This is a genomic window from Pseudomonas sp. PB103 (assembly GCF_009764635.1).
Classification (GTDB): domain Bacteria; phylum Pseudomonadota; class Gammaproteobacteria; order Pseudomonadales; family Pseudomonadaceae; genus Aquipseudomonas.
On sequence record NZ_RWIL01000019.1, the window covers coordinates 34,011 to 51,994 of the forward strand.

At 60.8% G+C, this 17,984-nt stretch carries 18 protein-coding genes; 9 read left to right on the forward strand and 9 right to left on the reverse strand.

The features are described from left to right. The first annotated feature begins 11 nt into the window (after positions 1 to 11). The 4 genes from EJA70_RS03570 to EJA70_RS03585 all read left to right on the forward strand — a co-directional run bounded on the left by EJA70_RS03570 (position 12) and on the right by EJA70_RS03585 (position 3,988). Positions 12 to 890, forward strand: a complete 879-nt coding sequence (locus EJA70_RS03570; RefSeq protein ID WP_008086392.1) for an acetaldehyde dehydrogenase (acetylating) — start codon at positions 12 to 14, stop codon at positions 888 to 890. Between the two features lie 23 nt (positions 891 to 913). Further along, entirely contained in the window at positions 914 to 2,101 is a 1,188-nt protein-coding gene (locus EJA70_RS03575) for a pyridoxal phosphate-dependent aminotransferase (RefSeq protein ID WP_158829672.1), read from the forward strand. A gap of 63 nt (positions 2,102 to 2,164) precedes the next feature. Further along, complete coding sequence (locus tag EJA70_RS03580; protein WP_158829674.1) at positions 2,165 to 3,685, forward strand: FAD/NAD(P)-binding protein; 1,521 nt, start codon at positions 2,165 to 2,167, stop codon at positions 3,683 to 3,685. Positions 3,686 to 3,787: 102 nt separating this feature from the next. Next, a complete protein-coding gene (locus tag EJA70_RS03585) occupies positions 3,788 to 3,988 on the forward strand; it encodes a hypothetical protein (RefSeq protein WP_008086386.1) in 201 nt (66 codons plus the stop codon). A gap of 58 nt (positions 3,989 to 4,046) precedes the next feature. Here EJA70_RS03585 and EJA70_RS03590 read toward each other — a convergent pair whose 3' ends face one another. Both EJA70_RS03590 and EJA70_RS03595 read right to left on the reverse strand, forming a co-directional pair. Continuing rightward, positions 4,047 to 4,523, reverse strand: coding sequence for a hemerythrin domain-containing protein (locus EJA70_RS03590; RefSeq protein WP_008086384.1), 477 nt, complete (start codon positions 4,521 to 4,523; stop codon positions 4,047 to 4,049). A 236-nt stretch (positions 4,524 to 4,759) separates the two neighbouring features. Then, the gene (locus EJA70_RS03595; protein ID WP_158829676.1) at positions 4,760 to 7,384 is read right to left on the reverse strand and encodes an EAL domain-containing protein; all 2,625 of its coding nucleotides are present in this window, start codon (positions 7,382 to 7,384) and stop codon (positions 4,760 to 4,762) included. A gap of 220 nt (positions 7,385 to 7,604) precedes the next feature. On the opposite strand from EJA70_RS03595, the gene EJA70_RS03600 reads away from it, so the two are divergent. Beyond that, positions 7,605 to 9,809, forward strand: a complete 2,205-nt coding sequence (locus EJA70_RS03600; protein WP_158829678.1) for an OsmC domain/YcaO domain-containing protein — start codon at positions 7,605 to 7,607, stop codon at positions 9,807 to 9,809. A gap of 47 nt (positions 9,810 to 9,856) precedes the next feature. On the opposite strand, the gene EJA70_RS03605 is transcribed toward EJA70_RS03600, so the two are convergent. Next, the gene (locus EJA70_RS03605) at positions 9,857 to 10,297 is read right to left on the reverse strand and encodes an HIT family protein (RefSeq protein WP_158829680.1); all 441 of its coding nucleotides are present in this window, start codon (positions 10,295 to 10,297) and stop codon (positions 9,857 to 9,859) included. 224 nt (positions 10,298 to 10,521) lie between these two features. Between EJA70_RS03605 and EJA70_RS03610 the strand changes: the two genes are divergently transcribed. Next, entirely contained in the window at positions 10,522 to 10,917 is a 396-nt protein-coding gene (locus tag EJA70_RS03610; protein WP_158829682.1) for a hypothetical protein, read from the forward strand. Between the two features lie 78 nt (positions 10,918 to 10,995). Here the strand turns inward: EJA70_RS03610 and EJA70_RS03615 are convergent, their stop codons facing one another. From EJA70_RS03615 to EJA70_RS03630, 4 genes are all read right to left on the reverse strand, one after another. Further along, positions 10,996 to 11,490 (reverse strand): PaaI family thioesterase, encoded by a 495-nt coding sequence (locus EJA70_RS03615; protein ID WP_158829684.1) that lies wholly within the window; start codon positions 11,488 to 11,490, stop codon positions 10,996 to 10,998. Positions 11,491 to 11,498: 8 nt separating this feature from the next. After that, positions 11,499 to 12,656: a GGDEF domain-containing protein gene (locus EJA70_RS03620; protein WP_158829686.1), complete on the reverse strand. Its 1,158-nt coding sequence runs from the start codon at positions 12,654 to 12,656 to the stop codon at positions 11,499 to 11,501. A gap of 138 nt (positions 12,657 to 12,794) precedes the next feature. After that, positions 12,795 to 13,823, reverse strand: a complete 1,029-nt coding sequence (locus EJA70_RS03625) for an NAD(P)-dependent alcohol dehydrogenase (RefSeq protein ID WP_158829688.1) — start codon at positions 13,821 to 13,823, stop codon at positions 12,795 to 12,797. 50 nt (positions 13,824 to 13,873) lie between these two features. Beyond that, positions 13,874 to 14,122, reverse strand: coding sequence for a hypothetical protein (locus tag EJA70_RS03630; protein WP_008086367.1), 249 nt, complete (start codon positions 14,120 to 14,122; stop codon positions 13,874 to 13,876). A gap of 170 nt (positions 14,123 to 14,292) precedes the next feature. On the opposite strand from EJA70_RS03630, the gene EJA70_RS03635 reads away from it, so the two are divergent. Beyond that, a complete protein-coding gene (locus tag EJA70_RS03635; protein ID WP_158829690.1) occupies positions 14,293 to 14,937 on the forward strand; it encodes a class II glutamine amidotransferase in 645 nt (214 codons plus the stop codon). 86 nt (positions 14,938 to 15,023) lie between these two features. Beyond that, positions 15,024 to 15,365, forward strand: a complete 342-nt coding sequence (locus EJA70_RS03640; protein WP_158829692.1) for a hypothetical protein — start codon at positions 15,024 to 15,026, stop codon at positions 15,363 to 15,365. 114 nt (positions 15,366 to 15,479) lie between these two features. On the opposite strand, the gene EJA70_RS03645 is transcribed toward EJA70_RS03640, so the two are convergent. After that, the gene (locus tag EJA70_RS03645; protein WP_158829694.1) at positions 15,480 to 16,478 is read right to left on the reverse strand and encodes a zinc-dependent alcohol dehydrogenase family protein; all 999 of its coding nucleotides are present in this window, start codon (positions 16,476 to 16,478) and stop codon (positions 15,480 to 15,482) included. Next, on the reverse strand, positions 16,478 to 17,233 hold the full coding sequence (locus EJA70_RS03650) for a phytanoyl-CoA dioxygenase family protein (RefSeq protein WP_158829696.1): 756 nt from the start codon (positions 17,231 to 17,233) through the stop codon (positions 16,478 to 16,480). The genes EJA70_RS03645 and EJA70_RS03650 overlap by 1 nt, the downstream gene beginning before the upstream one ends. 108 nt (positions 17,234 to 17,341) lie before the next feature. On the opposite strand from EJA70_RS03650, the gene EJA70_RS03655 reads away from it, so the two are divergent. Then, on the forward strand, positions 17,342 to 17,983 hold the full coding sequence (locus EJA70_RS03655) for a LysE family translocator (protein WP_158829698.1): 642 nt from the start codon (positions 17,342 to 17,344) through the stop codon (positions 17,981 to 17,983). Position 17,984 lies beyond the last annotated feature (1 nt).

Consider the following 17,984-nt stretch of genomic DNA (forward strand, 5'->3'; position numbering starts at 1 on the left):
TGGAGCCCCACATGACTTTGAAAACCGCGATTATCGGCAGCGGCAATATCGGCTGCGACATCCTCTGTAAAGTACTCGCCCACCCGGATCTCGACTGCACGCTGGTGGCCGGGCGCTCACCGCAATCGGCCGGCCTCGCGTTCGCCCGTGAGCGCGGCGTCGCCACCACCGCTGACGGCATCGAAGGCCTGTTCGCGCGCATCAACGACTTCGACGTGGTGTTCGATGCCACGTCGGCGACCGACCATGAAATCCATGCGCCGCGCCTGATCGACGCCGGCAAGGCGATCATCAACCTGACCCCGGCCTCGCTCGGCAGCCTGTGCGTGCCGTCGCTCAACGGTCTGGCGCTGACCGAAGCGACCAACGTCAACATGATTACGTGTGGCGGCCAGGCATCGATCCCGCTCGCGGCCGCCATTGCGCGGGCCAATCCGGGTTTGCACTACCTCGAAGTGGTGTCGTCGATCAGCGCTGAAAGCGCAGGTCCTGCGACGCGCCGCAACCTCAGCAACTACATCACCACCACCGAAAATGCGCTGAAACATTTCACCGGCTGCGGCGACGTCAAGGCGATCCTCAACATCAATCCGGCCAAGCCGAATGTGTACATGCAGACCGCGGTGTCGGCGCTGATCGAAAACATTGATATGGCGGCGACACGCCGCGAAGTCGAGCGCGCGGTAAGTCAGGTGCAGTCTGCGGTGCCGGGTTATGAAGTGATCGTCGATCTGCATTACAGCGAGGGTCGACTGTTCACGATGGTGCGCGTCGAAGGCGCGGGGGATTTTCTCGATCCGAGCGCCGGCAACCTCGACATCATCACTGCCACGGCCACGCACATGGCCGCCCTCATGGCGCGCGGTCGCGTCGCCGAACGCGCTGCCTGACCTCGGCTCACGGAGAGACTTGTATGCCTGCTCTTTCGCCCGATCTTGAATTTGCGCGGTTCTGCCCGATCCTCGGTGTTGCGCAAAAAGTCAGGGAAACCGAACACCCGGTCATCGACCTGGGTGTCGGCGTGCCAGGCTTTTTGCCGGCGCCGCACATCATCGAAGCGGCGGTCAAAGCCGCCTGCGAGCACTCTGGCGGCTATGGCGCCAGCCAGGGTGACGACGCGCTGCTCGCGGCGTATCTGGGTTACCTGCACGCGCAGGGTTTTACCCATTACGCGAAGCAGAATCTGGTCGCCGGCCTTGGCGCCAAGCACCTGTTGTTCAGCGTCTTGCGCGCGATCATTTGCCCGGGCGACGAGATCCTTGTCTCGACGCCGTGCTGGCCGACCTATTTCGACATTGCCGACCTGGTCGGGGCGGGCGTGGTCAACGTCGTCTGCACCGCCGAAACCGGCTACAAGATGACTGCGCAGGCGCTGGAAAAGGCGCTGACCCACAACGTGCGCGTGGTCATGCTCAACTCGCCGGGCAACCCGACCGGTGCGGTGTATTCGGCGCGGGAATTGGCGCAACTGGCCGAGGTCTTGCGCAAGAACGACGTGTGGATCATCTCCGACGATGTCTATCAGCGCTTCGTCTACGACATGGACAGTTGCCCAAACCTGCTGTCTGTCGCACCGGACCTGAGCGCGCGCATCATCAAGATCGACAGCGTCTCCAAGCTCTATGGCATGCCGGGCTGGCGGGTCGGATTGCTGGCGGCCGATGCGCGCATTGCCACGGCGGTGACCACGCTCAACTCCAATTCGATCTCGAACATCCCGCCGATTCCCGCTGCTGCCGCAGCTGCGGCGTTCAATGGCGATCAGGGATTTTCTTTTGCGGCCCGAGATCGTTTGGCCGCGCAGCGCCAAGCGTTGCTCAACGAACTGGAAGACGCGCCCCATCTGCGGTTTTGCCCGCCTGGGGGAGCGTTCTATCTGTTCATGGACATCCGCCAAGCGCTGGGCAAATCGTTGCGCGGTCAATTGATCGCAGACGACGAGGCGTTCTGCTCGGTGCTGCTTGAGGCGTACGGCGTGGCGCTGATTCCGGGGAGTTTTTTCGGCGCGCCGGGCCATGCGCGATTGTCCTATTCGGGCGATCCGGAGCAGGTCCAGGCCGGCGCCGTGCGTTTGAAAGCGTTCCTCAGCGCCCTCGAGTGACAGTGTGCGGGCAGGGCGGCTGAAGCCAACGTTGGAAGCGGTTCACTATAAGGAAATACCTTGATGAAAAGTGCCTTTGCAATCGTCGGCTGCGGCGCGACGGCTGTCGCATTCCTGCAACGTCATCTCGACCGCGTCGCTGCCGGCAGTGCGCCGGCCGGGGTGATTTACCTGTTCGAAAAACGCCAGGACTTTGGCCCGGGCGCTGCTTATGAAGCCGACCTGCAGAGCAATATTCTCAACACCAAAACCGCTTTCATCACGCCTTATCCCGATCAGCCGGGGCATTTCCAGCGCTGGCTCGAAGAACACCCGAGCGCCTGGCGCAGCGCGTTTCCCGCGTTTCAACCGGCGGCGGAAAGCTTTGCGCCGCGCGCATTGTTCGGTGTCTACCTGCAACATCAGATCAGGAAAATCGTCCTGCGTGGCGCGTCACTCGGCTGCCAGATCGTGTTGATGCACGCGGAAGTCTGCGCCATCGATCCGATCGACGGCACCGAGACCGTGCGCACGCGCTGCGGGGTGAGTATCGCCACGCAAAAGGTCTTGTTGTTCTGTGGCCCGCTGGGCAAGAAAATCGACCCGGCTCGGCACGATGCACGCGTCTTGCCGACGCCCTATCCGGTATCGCGCCTGCTCAGGGTTATCGACCCGGACGAGCGCGTGGCGGTGATCGGTGCGCGCTTGAGCGCCATCGACACGGTGATTGCCTTGGTCGAAGGTGGGCACCGTGGGCCAATTCGCATGCATTCGCGCAGCGGCTATTTTCCGGTGGTGCGCGGCACCCAGGAGCGCGTCGAACTCAAGTATCTGACACGCGAGGGCGTGCGTGCGCTGGTTGCGCAAAACGGGCCGCTGCAGATCAGTGATCTGGTTGCGCTGTTTCGCAAGGAACTGGCCGCGCATGACCCGGCGTCGACCACCGCGGTGATCCCGATGCCGGCGCCACCGACGGACGTGCTGCGCTTTATCGAGGACGAACTCAACGTCTCCCGGGCGCCGCGCATCTGGCAGGCGATTCTCTATGCCACCAACGGCTTTATCGAACACGTGTGGCAAGCGCTGGACGACGGCGCGCAGGCGCGGTTCATGAGCGAATATTTCAGCTTTTTCATGGCCTATCGCGTGTCGATCCCCAGCGAAAATGCGCGCAAGATCCTTAGCTACCTGCGCAGCGGCCAGCTCGAATTCGTCGCCGGAGCGTTTGCTTCAGCGCCGGCAGATGCGCAGGGCCTGACATTGAAGGGCGCAGGCTGGGCGCACGTTTACGATCGGCTGATCCACGCCACAGGTTTCCCGCGTGATGCGCAACTGTTGGACTCGGCGTTGCTCGCTGCGCTGATCAAGAACGGCACGGCCACGGCGCATGCCATGGGCGGCATCTGCGTCGACCCCGACAGCTATCGCCTTGAGGGCCGGGCTGCAGGCACGCGGCAGATCTATGCGGTGGGCGAACTCACGGTCGGGCAGTTCTTCTTCACCTCGGCACTGGAAATCAACGGCCGCCACGCCTTTCGCTGTGCCGACGCGATGCAGTGGCAAGGGCAGTCCCAGCGACTGGAGCGCCTGGAAGAGCACGTTTGAAAATACCCATGGTTGCAAGGCACTACGGCGCCACCCGTCGACTGCGCTGAACGTCGCGAACGTACCTCTCTCTACCGAATGAGCCTTCAGGAGAGAGTCCCTATGTTCGATCAGCAAAAAAAACAATCACTGGCGGCATGGCGCAAACTGGCAACCCAATCGCAGATGCGCCTGGACCCGGAAGAACAATATGACGAGTTGCTCAAAGCCGCCGACGAAATGGAAGAGCAGGGGCTGATCACCAGCGCCGAGTGGCGCCAGTTGGTGCGCGATGCCGGCAGCGTCTTCACCGGTACGCAATAGCGCCGGGCGCGGCAATAAAAAAGGCTCGGCCAATGGCCGAGCCTCATAGGGGTGAGGTTTACGCTGCCATGTTGCCCGCCGCCATTTCTTTCTTGCAGCTGGCTTTCATGGCTTCCATTTGAGCGCCCAGCTCATCGAGTTTGGCTTTGCCCAAGAGTTTTTTCGCTTGCGGGAACATTTCGGTTTCTTCCTCTTCGATGTGATGTTCCAGCAACTCCTTGACGACCTTGACCCGTCCCGCAAACTCAGGGGAACCCGGATCGGTGATTTTCAGATCCGGCAGCACCAGCGAGTCGACGGTGCGATGCTCTTCCTTCGCTTCGAAGTACATGATGTCCTGTTCCTTGGTGCCGGCAGCTTTGAAGGCGGGGTAGAGGATTTCTTCTTCGAGGCGCGTGTGAATTGAAATCTCCATCTCCAGTTTGCCCAACAGCTCCATGCGTTTTTTCAGGGCCCGCTCAGTCGATTCGCTGAGCTGAGTGAGGAGCGCTTTGACTTTTTCATGATCGGCTTTGAGCAGGTCGATGGCATTCATGGGGTATTCCTCTGCTGTCATGGCATAAACACGGGCGGTCGTTTTCGACACGCTAACGCTGGTAAACCTGCGCATTTGTCATGCCAACCCTGGCTGCTCGTTGCAGGTGTCTAGGTCGGTAGTGCCGCGCGCACGGGGCCATTGGCCGTCATGCAGCCTGCATGAAAGGGGGCCGGAGGAGGTTGCAAATAACCGTGGCGAAGGTGGCCGAAAGCGTTTTTGCGGACAGCGGCCATTCAGGTCACGCGACCTTTTCGGCTGGTGGCCGAGCCCGACGAATGCGGGTCTCTGGAGGCATTGAGCAGATCGGCGAAAGCGGCCTTGTCGATCGGCCGGCTCATGAAGTAACCCTGTACTTCGTTGCACTGATCCTTGCCGAGAATCGCCAGTTGTTCTTCGGTCTCGACGCCTTCGGCGGTAACGGTCAGGCCCATGGCTTTGCCCAATCCGATGATCGCTTGCACCACCGCGCGGTCGTTGGTGCCGCTGCTGATCGAGGCGATGAAACGCTTGTCGATCTTGATCCCGTCAAACGGATAGGCACGCAGGTAGCCGAGGGATGAATAACCAGTGCCGAAGTCATCCATGTTCAGGCGCACGCCCAGTTCCTTGAGGGCATTCATGGTGGTCAGCGCGCCGTCGGTGTCGTTGAGCATGACGTTTTCGGTGATCTCCAGTTCCAGCCGACTGGCCGGGAAGCGCGTCTGGATCAGCACTTCGCGGACTTCTTCGACCACGTCGCTGGCGGCAAATTGCGCGGGGGACAGGTTGACCGACAGCAGAATGTCTTCCGGCCATGCAAGTGCGGTTTCGCAGGCTTCGCGCAAGACCCAGCGGCCCAGCGGAACAATCAGGTCGGTCTGCTCTGCCAGCGGAATGAACAGGTCCGGGCCGAGCAGGCCCTTGCTCGGATGCTGCCAGCGCACCAGCGCTTCGACCGAGACAATCTGCTTGCCATCGACCTTGTAGCGCGGCTGATAGTGCAGGACGAATTCGTCGTGCTGCAGCGCATGGCGCAAGTCATCTTCCATTTGCCGGCGCGTCTGGATCTGGTCGCTCATGTGCGCTTCGAAATAGCACCAGGTGTTTTTGCCTTCGGACTTGGCCTGGTACAGCGCGATGTCGGCGTAGCGGATCAGTTCACTGGGCACGTAACCGTGGCGACGGCTGAGGGCGATGCCGATGCTGGCGCCGACGTACAGCGGGTGATGCTCGAAGACGATCGGCTGGTGCAGGCTGCCGATCAGGCGCGTGCAGAACTTGTCGATCTCGTGGCGGCTGTCCATGCCGTTGAGCACCACGACAAACTCATCGCCGCCGAGCCGGGCGACGATGTCATGTTCGCGGGTGCATTCGCGCAGGCGCGCGGCGACTTCCTGCAACACCGCGTCGCCGGCCGGATGGCCGAGTGAATCGTTGATCGGTTTGAAATTGTCCAGATCGATCATCAACAGCGCCAGCGCCGGCGCGTGTTCCTTGAGCAGCAGGGCGTCATCCAGATAGCGCGCGAGCTTGTTGCGGTTGGGCAGGCCGGTCAGCGCGTCGTGCATCGACAGGTGCTGGATTTGCGCGTGGGCGGCGACTTCGTCGGTGATGTCGCTGGCCGTGCCGCGATAGCCTGTCACGCTGTGTTTATCGTAGATCGGACGGGCGGACAGACGACAATGCCGTGGCTGGCCGGAGTCATCGCGGTAGGTGCAGCGCAAGTCGCTGGCATTGCTTTCTTCGGCGAGCTTGCGCAGCCACAACTCCAGCGGCGTGGTGTCGCAGAACAGCAGTTGGCCGATGTCTTGCCCCAGCCACAGGGTTTGCGGGTAACCGGTGACCTCGCTGAAGCGTGCCGACAAATACGTCAGCGAGAGGTCGCGGTCGACTTCCCAGATCCAGTCCGAGGCCGCTTCAGCCACTGCGCGAAAGCGCTCTTCACTGGCCTCAAGTCCACGGTTGGCGGTTTCCAGCGCCTGATTCGAGGCCTGCATCACTTGAAAACTCTGGTCGACGTATTGCGAGGAGCGCAGGGCATGGCGCAAGAAATACGCGGTCAGCAGCATCAGCACGAGCATCGTCGCGCCCAGAGTTGGCAACAATGACCACAACAGGTTTTGCCCCGGCCGCTCCAGGTCGGCGATCAGGCTGTATCCGGTGCTGTCCAGCGCCACCCTGGGACGGTCGGGAGCGAGGGTTTCATCCGGGGCCAGGGTCAGGTTTTTGAGGCCATAACCGCTGCCGATCAGGCGCAGTTTGGTCGGCGTCAGTTTGTCGATGAACACCAGTACCGAGGTTTGCCTTGGGTCACCGAGCGGCCGTTCATCATTGGGGATGATCGCGGCGGCCGAGACCAGCGCTGGCCAGCCCTCGAACAGTGAGTAGCGGCTGACGGGCTGGCTCAGGTCACTTTGCCCCTGAACCTGATCCACCAGTTCGGTGGTGGACAGTTGCAGGAATGTGGACAGGGCGGCATCGACCATTTGCCCGCGCACCACGGCATATTTGCTGCGCTCGCGATCAAGCACGAAGACGCCGTCGTAGCCGTCGGTAGTGAACAGGGTCTTGCCGATATTTTGCTCGGTGTAGGCCCAGTCTGTGTCGACCTCACCGCTCAAGTGTTCGTAAGCCGTGGTCCAGTTGGCGTAGCTGGTGATGTAGTTTTTCGACGCGGTGATGCGGTTTTCCAAGGCGCGGGCCGAGTAAAACCGGGTTTTGTCGATGTCCTCACGGTCGAGGCGGTTGGTGATGCCGAGGAGGGCGATGGTCGCTGCCACCACACCCGCGACGAACAGCGCGCCGACAGCGACGGCCAGACGCCGGGTGACGGCGCTTTGCCGGGGTGGAAGGGGCGCCGCATAGCTGGAAATGTCCATGTGCTCGTCCTTGATCCGCTGTCTGTTGAATCTAGAACCGTGGCGCGCACGCAATGTTCAGATTCTTCTGCGCGACTCCCTGAAAAGCGTAGTGAACCCGCTGCAATTTGCCCGTTAAAGGCTGGGTTGCCGATCAGCGGCGAAACCCGAAAGCACAAGACTTCCCGCTGAAAAACCGGATAATGCCGCCATTCGTTTAGCCGTATTCTGGTAATCCCGCATGGAAATCAAGGTCAACTTTCTCGACAACCTTCGACTTGAAGCCAAGTTCGACGACTTCACGGTGATCGCCGATCAGCCCATTCGCTACAAGGGCGATGGCTCGGCACCGGGGCCGTTCGACTACTTCCTGGCGTCGTCGGCCTTGTGCGCGGCTTACTTCGTGAAGTTGTACTGCGACACCCGCAATATTCCGACAGAGAACATTCGTCTGTCGCAGAACAACATCGTCGACCCGGAAAACCGCTACAACCAGATCTTCAAGATCCAGGTCGAGTTGCCGGCAGACATCTCCGACAAGGATCGCCAAGGCATCCTGCGCTCCATCGACCGCTGCACGGTGAAGAAGGTGGTGCAGACCGGCCCCGAGTTCATCATCGAAGAAGTCGACAACCTCGATGCCGATGCGCAGGCCTTGTTGATGCCAGCTTCAAGTTCCGACGCGGGCACTTACATTGCCGGCAAGGACCTGCCGCTGGAGCAGACCATCGCCAACATGTCGGGCATCCTTGCCGACCTCGGGATGAAGATCGAAATCGCTTCGTGGCGCAACATCGTGCCCAACGTCTGGTCGCTGCACATTCGCGATGCGCATTCGCCGATGTGCTTTACCAACGGCAAGGGTGCGACCAAAGAAGGCGCGTTGGCCTCGGCGCTGGGCGAATTCATCGAGCGTCTGAACTGCAACTTCTTCTATAACGATCAGTTCTGGGGCGAAGAGATCGCCAACGCCGAGTTCGTCCATTACCCGGACGAACAATGGTTCAAGCCGGGGCCGAAAGACGAGTTGCCGAGCGAAATCCTCGATGAATACACCCTGAAGATTTACAACCGCGACGGTGAGCTGCGTGGCTCGAACCTGTTCGACACCAACTCCGGCAACACCCAGCGCGGCATCTGCTCGCTGCCGTTTGTGCGCCAGTCGGACAATGAAGTGGTGTACTTCCCGTCCAACCTGATCGAAAACCTCTACCTCAGTAACGGCATGAGCGCCGGCAACACGCTCGCCGAAGCGCAGGTGCAGTGCCTGTCGGAAATCTTCGAACGCGCGGTCAAACGCGAAATCCTTGAAGGCGAAATGGCCCTGCCGGACGTGCCGCAGGAAGTCCTGGAAAAATACCCAAGCATCCTCGCCGGCATCAAAGGCCTGGAAGAGCAGGGCTTCCCGGTGCTGGTCAAGGACGCCTCGCTGGGCGGTGAATTCCCGGTGATGTGCGTGACCCTGATGAACCCGCGCACCGGCGGCGTATTCGCCTCGTTCGGCGCGCACCCGAGCCTTGAAGTGGCGCTGGAACGCAGCCTGACTGAATTGCTCCAGGGTCGCAGTTTTGAAGGCTTGAATGACTTGCCGCAGCCGACGTTCTCGGGTCAGGCCGTCACCGAGCCGAACAACTTTGTCGAGCACTTCATCGATTCCAGCGGTGTGGTGTCGTGGCGTTTCTTCAGCGACAAGCCTGATTTCGAATTCGTCGAGTGGGACTTCTCGGGCCAGGGTGAAAACTCCAATGCCGAAGAAGCCGCGACGCTGTTCGCCATCCTTGAAGACATGGGTAAAGAAGTCTACATGGCGGTCTACGAGCACATCGGTGCCAAGGCCTGCCGGATTCTGGTGCCGGATTACTCGGAGATCTACCCGGTCGAAGACCTGATCTGGGACAACACCAACAAAGCCCTGCAATTCCGTGCCGACATCCTCAACCTGCACAGCCTCAGCAAGGTCGGCCTGCGCAACCTCGCCCAAGGCCTGGAAAACAGCGAGCTGGACGATTACACCGAAATCACCACGCTGATCGGCGTCGAGTTCGACGACAACACGCCGTGGGGCAAGCTGACCATTCTGGAACTGCGCCTGCTGATCTGCCTCGCACTGCAGAAGTACGATCAGGCCAAGGATCTGGTCGAAGCGTTCCTGCAGTACAACGACAACACCGTCGAGCGCGGCTTGTTCTATCAAGCGGTGAACGTGGTGCTGGAGATGGAACTGGACGAGGATCTGCAACTGGAAGACTACGAAGCCAACTTCCGCCGCATGTTCGGCAACGAGCGCATGGACGCGGCGATCGGTTCGGTCAACGGCAGCGTGCGCTTCTACGGCCTGACCCCGACGAGCATGAAACTGGAAGGCCTCGACCGGCATTTGCGCTTGATCGAGAGCTACCAGAAACTGCACACGGCGCGGGCCAAAGTGGCTGGTTTGCCTGGCTGAAATGCCCAGCCGAACATCAACTGAAAACCTGTGGCGCAGGTGTTCGGCTATGGGTTCACGGCGTTCAGCAAATGCGCAATGCGGATGCGCAGTTGGCCATGCACGTCCTCGGCGTAAGGCACTGCGTTTTTCCAGTCGTAGAACCACGCGGGCATTTTGCGTTTCTCTTGCGGTTCCGAGGCGTAGCGGGGGAACAGGTGGCAGTGCAGCTCCGGTTCCGAATTGCCGAGGATTTCGTAGTTCATGCGCAGCGCGTCGGTGGCCTGCAAGACCGCATCGCCGAGGCGGCCCATGTCGAGCAGGTAGGCCGCCCTGGCCTCGGCGTCGAGATCGTTGAGGCTCGGTACCACCGGATCAGGCAGCAACAGGCAGTAGCCCGGCAAAAACTGCACATCCCCCATCACGGCCCAGCCCGATGGCATCCGACAGATCACTTTGTCGTTGGCGCCATTGCGCGCCAGTGCTACACGTTGTGAAATCAGTGACATTCATTGTCCTTAATGCGCTTGTGCGTTGAGTCGCGAGCGACGCAGAGTCTGCGGCAAGCGCGCTGGCGGCGGCAAGATTGTCGTACGCAGCGGTTGGTGTCGCCAGTGCGTTCAACGTGAGGGTTATCGCGCAATACCGCTTGTTTTTTTGCTTGAGCGATTGGATATTCGCTCGCACTCGAATTCATCAATGAAACCGTGGCTGTACATTTAAGGGAATAAATATGAAATACACCGCTTTGATCCTCGCCATGACCGCCGCTTTCGGCTTTTCCAGTCTTGCCCATGCCGAAGAAATCGACGCCGCCACGCTGAAAAGCGTTTACGACTCGGGCCGTAACACCACCGGACTGATCAAGCATTGCGTCGACAAGGGTTTCCTCAAAGCTGACAGCACTGCGAATGCCGACAAGATGGCCGCATTCGTTGAGGGCATGCCGGGGCCAGTAGACAAGAAGGACGGCGACAAGAACGAAGCGCAGGGCCGTAAGGGCGAAGTGTTGGTCGAGGGTGAATACCAGAAGCTTGAAACCGGCCTGCCAGCGTCGCTGAGTCTCAAGCAATGGTGCGAACAGGCGGACGAAGGCATGCGCCACGGCTTGAAGCAAGTCGGTCTGTAATTATCCGTATTCAAAAACGCTCGCTGATCGCGAGCGTTTTTGTTTGGCTGGCGGGTGCCAGATGCCATCGCGCCGGTTTCAGCGCCCGTGCGCAGCCGCCGCCAGTTGCCCGGTGTCCACGCGCACGAAGATTGAATCGCCCACCGCTGTCAGCACCTCTCCCGCATACACCTCGCAGATCACCCGAGTCTTGCGCCCGATGTCGCCCTCGACCCTGGCCCGCAAGGTCAACGGTACGCCCATAGGTGTCGGTTTGATGAATTTGATGCCCAGGTTACCGGTCACGCAATCGATGCGCGGCAGGCTGCCGGGTTCGCGCTGTTCGGCGCGGTAGTGGTAGGCCATCGCCGTCCAGTTGGAGTGGCAATCGACCAGCATCGCGATCAGCCCGCCGTAGACCAGGTCGGGCCAGCCGCAGTATTTGGCGTCTGGCACGTGCTCGGCGAGGACGTGCACGCCATCTTCATGCCAGTGGCTTTTGATGTGCAGGCCATGGGGGTTGCTGCTGCCGCAGCCATAGCAAACGCCTTCTGGCGCGGCGCTGTCTTGCAGGGAAGTGTCGAGGCTGGACATGGTGGTGGTCATCCTTGTGTGGGGAGCCCGGTCAGGCGCAGGCGGTTGCGACCGCCGCGTTTGGACTCGTAGAGCGCGACATCGCCTTGTTCGATCAACGCCGTGAGGCTGCTGGGCGGTTGTTCGAACAGACTGGCGCCGATGCTCAACGTGACGGCTTCGGGCGTGGGGAATGTCTGTGAGGTGGTGCGCAGAAACTGTTCGCGCAGGCTGTTGCCCAGCTCGACGATGCGCTCGTTTGAGGCGCCGCCCAGCAGAATGACAAACTCGTCGCCGCCCAGGCGTGCGGTCAATGCATTGCGCGGCAGCAGCGAGCGGATCATTTCGCTCAATGCAATCAGCAGACGATCGCCCGCGGTATGGCCATATTGGTCATTGACCAGTTTGAAGTTATCAATATCGATCAGCAGCAGGGCGCCGGGGCGTTCTGCGCAGACGTCGGCGAGCAGGCGCGCGGCGCGTTTCTCCAGGGCGCGGCGGTTGTAGAGGGCGGTCAGCGGGTCACGTTCGGCGAGGCGCGCGATCTCTTTTTCCCGGCGGTAGCGTTCGGTGCCGGTCATCGACAGCGCGATCAACATGATCGCCATGGCACCTTCAACCAGCGAAATCTGGATGATCTCGCCGCGAAATGCCGCCAGATCGATCAGCGTGCCGGGGATGACCACCGTCAGGGCCTTGGCGACATAGAAGCTTCCGTGAATCAGCAGCACATAGCGCAGTTGCACCGCGCCCACGCTCAGCGATTTGCCATGCGGGCGCAGCAGCGTGCTCGCCTTGAGCGTTGCCAGCGCCACCAGCAGCGAGTTGGCCGCGAGCATGACTTTTGACCACAGTGGCCCGTCGGGCAATAACAACATCACCAGCCAGGTGAGGAAGATCAGGTACCAGCCGCGGGACAGACGTATCTGGGTGAAGCGCGCAACGCCCAGCAGAAACAGAAAGTGCGCGGTGACCAGCAGGCCGTTGGCGAACCAGATGCCGATCAGCAAAAAGCCACTGCTGCGCAGCAGGGCGAGGGTGGAACCGACGGTAATGGTGGCGAAACCGGCGCTCCAGAACAGCAGCGAAGGTTCACGGATGCTCCGCCATTCGATCGCCAGGTACAGCGCGGCAGCGGCTGCGAGAGCGATGGAAAGGGTCAGCATCGTTGGCGGGTCGAGCGGCATTTCTGGGCGAGCCTGTCTGAGGGGCAGTGAGACGGGCGATTGTAAGCGTTTGCAGGGTTTTTTCGCAGAGGCGGTATTGCCGCGCAGACCACTGGCATCGAGGCGGGCGCGAACGGCATGCGCCGCCGCGCCGATGGCTTACTGACTGGCGTCGAGCACCACGCGATAACGCGCCTTGCCGCTGCGCAAGTGGTCGACTGCTTCGTTGACCTTGCTCATGGGAAACATCTCCACTTGCGGCAGAATCTGATGCCGCGCGCAAAATTCGAGCATGGTCGCCATGGTGCCCGGCGAGCCGACGGGGGAGGCGGACAAGGATTTTTGCTGAGGGATCAGATCAAACACGTGCACCGGAATCGCATTGGGCACGATGCCGACGAAATGCAGCCGTCCATTGGCCCGCAGCGTGCCGAGCATGGCAGGCCAATCGAGGTCGGCGTTGGCACTGATCAACAGAAAATCGAGGGTGCCGGCAATCGCTTTCAGCGCGCTGCTGTCGGTCGAGGCGACGACGTTGTGCGCGCCAAGACGCTTGGCTTCATCCTGTTTGTTCAGCGATGAGGTGAAGGCGGTGACTTCACAGCCCCAGGCATTGAGGAACCGCAGCGCCAGATGGCCAAGGCCGCCAATGCCGACCACACCGACCCGATCAGTGGGTTTGACGCCGAATTGCAGCAGCGGGTTGAACACCGTCGAACCGGCGCAGAACAGTGGCCCGACCATCGCTGGATCGAGATTGTCCGGAACCGGAATCGCCCACGCCCAGTGCGAACGCAAACGGTCGGCAAAGCCGCCGTTGCTGCCAATGATGGTCGGTTGCGCCGTGCCGCACAGTTGTTGCGAGCCCGAGATACAGGAGGAGCAGTGCATGCAACTGCCCTTGTACCAGCCGATGCCCACGCGCTGGCCCATTTTCAGCCCGCGCACTTGCGCGCCCATGCGCACGATTTTGCCGACCGCCTCGTGGCCGGGTACGAACGGGTAGCGACTGATGCCCCAGTCGTTGTCGATCAGCGATTGATCGGAGTGGCAGACGCCGCAGTACTCCACGGCGATTTCGATGTCTTCATCGCCCAATGCGCCGGGATCGTAGCTATAACGCTCAAGTGGGGCGCCAGCAGCCGTGGCGGCCCAGCCGTTGAATGTAGTGAGTTCGGTGTTGCTCATCGGGACACCTCCGGTTCGACAGTCGGGGACAGCCCGGCAAGTCTAGTCGGTCATTGCTGCGGCGCGAGCCAGGTGTCCACTACCCGACGATCCAGCTCTTCCCAGTACGCCATGCCCAACACCCGGGTGGTGTTCAGACCGCGCAGATAACCGCGCAACTGATGGGCGGTGTCGCGGATCAGTTGCGGGTCTTGGGGGTTTTTGTCCAGCAATACGCTTTCGTACTGGACCAGGTACTCCGCCACTCGCTCGCGAAAGTCGGGCAGGACAGCGTCTCGGATCAGGTCGAACGTTCTCAAAGAGGGGGCCCTCATTCATGTTTTTCTAGTTGTAGTGAGTGTGTATCAGTCTGTACGTCGCGCAACTATTGCTAGAAGTAATAGTGACCATCAATAAACGCAAGTTCTGCTTTGTTGGCAATGGGCGGAAAATCGCCCCCATCGAACACGCAGCTCAAGGAATTTGCGCGATGAACACTTTGACCCGACTGGCTCTGGTCGCCCTGCTGATGGGCGGAGCGGTTGCCGCTGCACCGGCCTACGCAGACGATGCCCGGTCGTGTCATTTGCAACCCATCGAAGGCAGCAGTGCAACCTTGCGGCATTCGCAAACGGTGGGTGTGGTGTACAGCGAGAACACCCTGGAGAACCTGCAATACCTTGAGCGTTACCACGCGATGGCCGCCAACGGCGCAAAAGATGCGCTCGACTCGCGTATCCGTGAAGCCTTCGTCGGCAGTTCCGATCCGGAACTGGCCATCGATTGGTTGATGAGTTCGCTGCAGCAACAATTTTTGTCGGTGACCGTCTACGACAGCCTTGATGCGCTGGTCCAGGCCCACCCTGACATCGTGGTCAAGCTCGATACTTTCAACCGCTTGCTGACCCGACGCAACAGCCTGGTGGAAGCGCGATTTACTGCGCGGTTCTACGACGCTGACCTGCAATACATCGGCAAGGCCGAAGGCGCGGTGGAACAGCAGTTGCCTTCGGTCTGGGTGCACAACCAGGCCGCACCGGCGATCGCTGCACAGATCGACAAGCAGCGTGACCTGCAATTTGCCGCGTTGAAGCAATTCGATGTGTCGCTCAAGGCGCTGGTGGCGTCGAGCTGAACACTTAAAACATAAATGGCAACGGCGGCTCCGTGAGGCTGAACCGTTGCCGGTTGAACCGAACCTTTATATTCAGGATTACGCCGATGCGTCCTTTATTTGTGCCTGCCATGGCTGTTGCTTCCTTGTTGCTCGCCGGTTGTGCCTCTGCGCCGAACAACCCGACCCTGACCTTGCAGACCAGCAAGACCCCGGCGCAATACGCCGATTGTGTGGTGCCGAAGCTGCAGGGCAGCGCGCTGAATCCGACCGTCTCGCAAACCCAGCGCAGCTACCGGATTGTCGTGCCGAGCAAGATTTCCGCCGACAACGTGCTGGAAGCCTACAAGGCCGGTACTGGCGGCAAGGTGTTCCTCTATGAGCGTCACTTGCTGGCTTCGAACTACCTGCCTTCGAGTTTTGAACGCGCCGCTCAGGATTGCATCTGATTAAACCCCGTACACATCTGTGAAAGAGCTCCTTTGGTTGGCCGCAACCAACCAATTTTTTGCCCCGCGCCTTCATTCGGTCGCGGGGTTTTTTTTGCCTCGGGATTGCGCAGGTCAGGCGATGTCGATCACGACCTTGCCGACGCCGGTGCCTTGCTCGACCGCATCGTGGGCCTGGCGGGCTTCGCTGAGGGGGAAGCGCTGCGGATGCATCAATGGCTTGACCTTGCCTTCTTCGATCAGCCGCGTGGCATAACCGAGAATTTCGGCGTGGTGCTTGCGGCCTGTGCCGGTGAGCATCGGCAACAGCACGAAAATCCCCGACAGCGTCGCACTGCGCAGTGAGCCGGTGGCCAGGTTGTGGGTGCCAAACGCGGCGCAACTGCTGACGTGACCATAAAGAGCAATCGCGGCAAACGAATCGTCGAGGCTCTTGCCGCCGACGGTGTCGTAGATCACGTCGAAACCTTTGCCGCCGGTGTACTGGTTTACGTAGTGCTCGACCGACTCGTTGCGATAGTCGATCGCCGTGGCGCCGTAACCTTCGACAATCGCGCGCTTGCCCGGCGACACCGTGGCGAACACTTCAGCGCCCAGCGCCTTGGCAATTTGCACGGCCATGTGGCCGACACCGCCCGCGCCGCCATGCACCAGCACTTTCTGACCGGCGTGGACGTGGGCGCGATCGACCAGACCTTCCCAGGCGGTGAGGAATACCAGCGGAATCGCTGCGGCTTCACGAAACCCGAGGTTTTTCGGCTTGCGCGAGACCAGATCGGCATCCACCGCGAGGTATTCGGCCAGCGAGCCCGGCAAGCCGCGTACGCCACCGACCATGCCGTAGACTTCATCGCCGACGGCAAAATGCGTGACGTCGCTGCCCACGGCTTCGATCACCCCGGCCATGTCCGTGCCGAGTATCGCCGGCAGCTCGGGCGTGGCGTACGGCGCGTTGCCGGAGCGGATCTTGTAGTCGATCGGGTTGACGCCACTGGCGATGACCCGCACCAACACTTCATGGGCTTGCGGCTGAGGACGGTCGATGTGCGCTTCACGGAAGACCTTGTCGGCGTAGTCATCGAGGATCAACGCACGAATAGTCGGTTGGCTCATTACCTTGCCTCGCTGTCATTTTCAGAGAAGCCGCTATGTTGGTAGCGGCTGGGCGGTTTGTCGACCCCTGAAACGGGACGCAGGCTGTAGGCAAAATCCGACGGTTGAAAGTGCTCGCGGGTGTCCATGCGTACCCCGCGCAAGGGCGCCGTTTGCACCTCTGAGGCATAGAGCGTCTGCGCGCAATAACTGATCAGCAGGGTGCGTCGACGTGCGCCGCTCAGGTTCGAACTGCCCGCATGCACCAGGTCGACATCAAAAACCAGAATGTCCCCGGCACAGCCCGATAGCTGCACACACTCGCCGGTGTCATTGATATCCAGCGGCGCTGCTTGTGGCTCGGGGCGATGGCTGCCGGGCACAATGCGTGTCGCCCCGTTAGCGGGGCCGTAATCGTCGAGATACGCCAGGGCGTTGACCCTGTCGCCGGGGCGTTGCGCCGACAGGTCGCGATGCAGCGGCTGATGGCCGCCACCGCCGAGCGGCTCGCGACCCTCCACTTGCGCCAGAAAAAATCGCTCGCCAATCAGTTCGCCGACCACTGCCAGTAACTGCGGTAGGCGGCACGTCGCCTGAATTCGCACGTCGAGGTCCAACTGTGAATGGCGCCAGTCCACCCCGCGAGGTGTCGGCCATTGCGTCGACGGTTTTACACCGGCCTCGAACACCGCACGCAACTCATTCAGCCATTGCCACGGGATAGCCTGGCGGAGCAGGGCAAAACCCTCGCGATGCAGGTGTTGGCGGTCGGTCATGATGTCCTCAGGGCGATGGCTTCGCTACGCAAGAAGGTATAGCCGCCCAAGCAATAAACCGCCTGGCTGCTGTAACATGCAGCACCACTTTGACCACGAGCAGCGAAAATGGATTCTCACTCGATACTGGCATTCACCCTGGTTGGCGCGATTGCCATTGCCAGCCCCGGGCCGGCAACCTTGATGGCGATCAACAACAGTCTGGCGCACGGGCAGCGCAGCACGATTTGGTCTTCGCTGGGCAATGCCAGCGGTTTGTTCTGCCTGTCGGCGGCGGCGATGCTGGGGTTGGGCGCGCTGCTGGCCAGTTCGGAGATTCTTTTCAACGCGGTGAAGATCATCGGCGCCGGGTACCTGTTTTATCTCGGGGTCAAGCAGCTGTCCAAAAAGGGCCCGATGCTGCCAGAGGGGCTCGAAGGTGAGGCGACCAAGGCCCGGCCAACGCGCGGCAAACTCTACAAGTCGGCTTTTTTGACGGCGGTGACCAACCCCAAGGCCACGATGTTTTTCACTGCATTGTTTCCGCAGTTCATTGATCAGGGCGCCGCGTTGCTGCCGCAGTTCCTGATTCTGACCTCGATCTTCATGGCGTTGTCGGTGTCGTCGTTGAGTATCTATGCCGCATTGGCGTCTCGCGCCAAGGGCGTGTTGACCCGCCCGGCGCTGTCGCGTTGGGTCAGCCGGGTGGTGGGCACAACGTTCATTGGTTTCGGCGCGGCGATTCTGACCATGCGCCGGCAGACGGTGTAAC